Here is a 4,639-nt window from a genome sequence, read left to right on the forward strand (position 1 = left end):
TCGCTCATGTCCTTGTTCATTTGCGGATTACCGCACAGCATGACCCGATCCTGCTCGGGATCGGCGGCCGGCAAATCCAGTTGTTCGGCAAGTTCTCCGGAGCGGAACAGATCCGCGCCGCGTGCCCGGTTGGGAAAGTCTTCCCGGGTCACCGTCGGCACGTACAGGAACGCATCCCCATGGCGTGTTTCCAGCTCCTCCCGATAGGCCAGCGCCGGGGTATGGCGCACGCTGTGGACCAGAATGACCCGTTCGAAATGGTCGAAGGCTTCGCTGGAGCGCACCAGTGACATAAACGGTGCCAGCCCGGTACCGGTGGCCAGCATGTACAGATTCCGTCCCGGTTGTACATGGTTCAGGGTCAGTGAGCCGGTGCTTTTGGTATTGATCCAGATGGGGCTGCCGGTATCGGCCTCGGCCAGGTGACTGGTCAGGGGGCCGTCCGGGACTGCAATACTCAAAAATTCCAGCTGGTCGTCATCATTGGTGGAGACGATCGAATAGGCACGGGGAATCAGTTTGCCTTCCGGACGCAGGCCCAGTGTCACAAACTCGCCGTTTTTGAATTCAAAGCCTTCCGGCCGGGTCGTGGTGAACGTGAAGATGCTCTCCGACCAGGGGCGTTTGGACGTAATCGTCTGTTCTGAATAAGGCATACTGAATTCCGTTTAACCTGAGTGATACCTATTATGTCAGGTCACACAGGGGGCGAATCAACCCCTGTCGTGAGGGGTTATGATTAAAGTAGGCAGTTGACAGTTGATAGTTGGCAGTCGGAAATCCGAAATACCACAGTGGTGACTGCCAGTTGTAGGCCGGATAGAGCGAAGCGGTATCCGGCTGGAGCGAACGAAATGCAGGATTGTCATTGCCAGCTGTACAGCAACTCGATCTCATGCGCCCAGTTATCGGGGTCGGGTGTTTCCAGCACCATGGGGATATTCTCGAACCGGTTGTCCTGCATGATGTACTGAAACACGGCCAGTCCCAGCTTGCCTTTTTCCAGTGATTCATGCCGGTCGACCCGATCGCCGAGATCCGGTTTAGAACCATTGAGGTGCATGCCGCGTAAATAATCAAAGCCGACGATCCGGTCGAATTCGCCAAAGGTGCCCTCACAGGCTTCGGGCGTGCGCAGATCATAACCGGCGGTGAAGGTGTGGCAGGTATCGATGCAGACTCCGACCCGGTTTTTGTCTTCAACCTGTTCGATGATCTCGGCCAGATGTTCGAAACGGTAACCGAGATTGGTGCCCTGGCCGGCGGTGTTTTCGATCACGGCGGTCACGCCCCGGGTCTGTTCCAGGGCCTGATTAATGGAGTCGGCCACGATGGCCAGGCTCTGTGTTTCGCTGATCTTGTTCAGATGCGAACCGGGGTGGAAATTCAGCAGCGGCAGACCCAGTTGCTCGCAGCGCTGCATCTCGTCGACAAACGCGGCGCGGGATTTTTCCAGCGCGGTTGTCTCCGGGTGGCCCAGGTTAATCAGATAACTGTCGTGCGGCAGGACCTGTTCGGGGGCAATATCGACCTGTTGCAGATTGGCTTTAAACGCATCGATCGCGTCGGGACTCAGGGGTTTGGCCTGCCACTGGCGCTGATTCTTGGTAAACAGGGCAAAGGCGCGCGCCCCGATGGCCTGGGCATTGAGCGGGGCGTTCTGGACGCCGCCGGCGGCACTGACATGGGCACCTACATATTTCATGCTTCTATTATATAGAGTCTCACGGGGCCGTCACCAGTAGTACGACTAATACATAAGTTACTGATTTTAGTAAAAATACTTGAAATTTCAGGCAATTTCCGGGATCATCGCCGCTTTATTGTCCATCCGGCCCAATTTGAGAGTTTGCCCATGTCCCAGGATATCCATTCGGATCGCGTCTTGATCCTCGATTTCGGTTCCCAGTACAGCCAGTTGATTGCCCGCCGGGTACGTGAAGCCGGCGTTTATTGTGAATTGCATCCCTGGGATATGGCCGAGGCCGAGATTCGCGAGTTTGCACCCAATGGCATTATCCTCTCCGGTGGGCCGGAGAGCACGACCGCCGAGGATGCGCCCCTGGCCTGGCCGCTGATCTTCGAGCTGGGCGTGCCGGTATTGGGTATTTGCTATGGCATGCAGACCATGGCCATGCAACTGGGCGGCAAAGTGGAAACCAGTGATCGGCATGAATACGGTTATGCGCAGGTACGCGCCCACGGGCATACCCCGCTGCTCAAGGATATCGAGGATCACGCCAGTCCCGAAGGTTATGGATTGCTGGATGTGTGGATGAGCCACGGCGATCGGGTTATTGAACTGCCGCCGGGTTTCAAACTGATGGCCTCTACCGAGAGCGCACCCATTGCCGGCATCGCCGATGTGGAACGTCACTTTTATGGTCTGCAGTTTCATCCCGAGGTTACCCATACCAACCAGGGCCAGCGACTCATCGAACGTTTCGTACACGAGATCAGCGGTTGTCGCCGGTTGTGGACGCCGGAGAACATCATCGATCAGAGTATCGATGAAATTCGCGCGCAGATCGGCGATGACGAAGTCGTGCTCGGGCTCTCGGGCGGGGTGGATTCCTCGGTGGTCGCGGCGTTGCTGCACAAGGCGATCGGCGATCAGCTGACCTGCGTGTTTGTCGATAACGGTTTGTTGCGTCACCTTGAAGGCGAGCAGGTGATGGCCACCTTTGCCGAACACATGGGCATTCGGGTTATCCGGGTGGATGCCGAGGAGCTTTTTCTGGGCAAACTTCAGGGTGTCAGTGATCCGGAAGAGAAACGCAAGATCATCGGCAACACGTTTATCGATGTCTTCGATGATGAAGCGGGCAATCTGACCAATGCCACCTGGCTGGCGCAGGGCACCATCTATCCCGATGTCATCGAATCGGCCGGCGCCAAAACCGGCAAGGCGCATCTGATCAAATCCCACCACAATGTGGGTGGCCTGCCGGAGAACATGAAACTCAAGCTGTGCGAACCCCTGCGCGAACTGTTCAAGGATGAAGTGCGCAAGATCGGCGTGGAGCTGGGACTGCCCTTCGATATGGTCTATCGTCACCCGTTTCCCGGTCCGGGGCTCGGGGTGCGCATTCTCGGTGAGGTCAAAAAGGAATATGCCGATCTGTTGCGCCTGGCCGATGCCATTTATATCGAGGAACTGCGCAAACACGATTTATACGACAAGGTGAGCCAGGCCTTTACCGTCTTTATGCCGGTCAAATCCGTCGGGGTCACTGGTGATGGCCGGCGTTATCAATATGTGGTGGCACTGCGCGCGGTGGAGACCATCGATTTTATGACCGCCCGCTGGGCCCATCTGCCCTATGAATTTCTGGATCATGTCTCGCGGCGCATTGTGAATGAGATCGACGGTATCTCGCGCGTGGTCTACGACATCACCGGCAAGCCGCCCGGCACCATCGAGTGGGAATAACATGAGTGAAGTCGTTTTGATTAATGTCACCGGTCGGGATCGACCGGGGCTTACTGCCCGGTTGACCGGTGTACTGGCCGATTACGATATACCCATCCTCGATATCGATCAGTCCGTGACCCATAACAGCCTGGCGCTGGGATTGCTGATCGAGGCACCGCAGGAAAACAAAAACTGTTCCCTGTTCAAGGATTTGCTGTTCAGCGCGCATGAGCTGGATCTGGATATTCGTTTTACGCCCATCAATGAACAGGATTACGAGCAGTGGGTCGCCCGGCAGGGACAGGCACGGCATATCGTGACCCTGCTGGGACGGCAGATCACGGCACGCCATATTGCTCGCGTCACCGAAGTAGTGGGCGAAAACGGGTTTAATATCGAGGATGTCAGCCGGCTTTCCGGAAGACTCTCCCTGCATCGCGCCGAGCAACAGAGCGGGGCGGCAGCCGTGCAATTGACCCTGACCGGGGAAGTTCAGGATATCCCGGGAATGCATGCCCGGTTTTTACAGATTGCCCAGGATATGCAAATCGATGTGGCGGTGCAGGAGGATAACCTTTACCGGCGCAGTCGCCGCCTGGTCTGCTTTGATATGGACTCAACGTTGATCCAGACCGAGGTGATCGACGAGTTGGCCAAAGTGGCTGGCATTGGCGACCGGGTGGCGGCGATTACCGAATCGGCCATGCGCGGGGAGATCGATTTTTCCGAGAGTTTCCGCCAGCGCATGGCGCTGCTGGAAGGATTTGAAGAGTCGACCCTGCAACAGATTGCCGAGAACCTGCCGATTACCGAAGGGGCCGAACGACTGATCTCCACACTTCGACATTTCGGCTACAAGGTTGCGATTCTCTCCGGCGGCTTTACCTATTTCGCCAATCATCTGAAAGAGAAGCTGGGCGTCGATTATGTCTATGCCAACCAGCTGGATTTTAAAAACGGTAAACTGACCGGCAAGGTCAAAGGCGAGATCGTCGACGGACAGATGAAAGCGAAACTGCTGCAGCAACTGGCCGAGCAGGAAGGTATCAGTACCGAACAGGTGATCGCCGTTGGCGACGGCGCCAACGATCTGCCCATGCTTTCCATCGCCGGACTGGGAATTGCTTTTCATGCCAAGCCGCTGGTTCGCGAGCAGGCGCAACACTCCATCGCGACGCTGGGACTGGATGCGATTCTGTACCTGCTGGGTATGCGCGATCGTGA

General features: G+C 56.5%; 4 protein-coding genes. 2 read left to right on the forward strand and 2 right to left on the reverse strand.

Annotation, left to right across the window (positions count from 1 at the left end; genetic code table 11):
- Together RI563_RS08905 and nfo are read right to left on the reverse strand one after the other, a co-directional pair.
- Positions 1 to 656 (reverse strand): ferredoxin--NADP reductase (locus RI563_RS08905; protein ID WP_310694021.1); only part of this gene is annotated, 656 nt, incomplete at its 3' end.
- A gap of 209 nt (positions 657 to 865) precedes the next feature.
- Complete coding sequence (gene nfo / locus RI563_RS08910) at positions 866 to 1,705, reverse strand: deoxyribonuclease IV (RefSeq protein WP_310694022.1); 840 nt, start codon at positions 1,703 to 1,705, stop codon at positions 866 to 868.
- Between the two features lie 150 nt (positions 1,706 to 1,855).
- Between nfo and guaA the strand changes: the two genes are divergently transcribed.
- Both guaA and serB read left to right on the forward strand, forming a co-directional pair.
- Complete coding sequence (gene guaA / locus RI563_RS08915; RefSeq protein WP_310694023.1) at positions 1,856 to 3,433, forward strand: glutamine-hydrolyzing GMP synthase; 1,578 nt, start codon at positions 1,856 to 1,858, stop codon at positions 3,431 to 3,433.
- Between the two features lies 1 nt (position 3,434).
- On the forward strand, positions 3,435 to 4,639 hold a 1,205-nt coding region (gene serB, locus RI563_RS08920), incomplete at its 3' end, for a phosphoserine phosphatase SerB (RefSeq protein WP_310694024.1).

This window comes from Thiohalophilus sp., assembly GCF_031581315.1.
In the GTDB taxonomy this organism is placed as follows: Bacteria; Pseudomonadota; Gammaproteobacteria; order UBA6429; family Thiohalophilaceae; genus Thiohalophilus.

What these genes read in the sequence shown, in the direction of transcription:
- nfo (WP_310694022.1), bottom strand. Translation starts at nt 1,705, where the DNA reads ATGAAATATGTAGGTGCCCATGTCAGTGCCGCCGGCGGCGTCCAGAAC.
- guaA (WP_310694023.1), top strand. Translation starts at nt 1,856, where the DNA reads ATGTCCCAGGATATCCATTCGGATCGCGTCTTGATCCTCGATTTCGGT.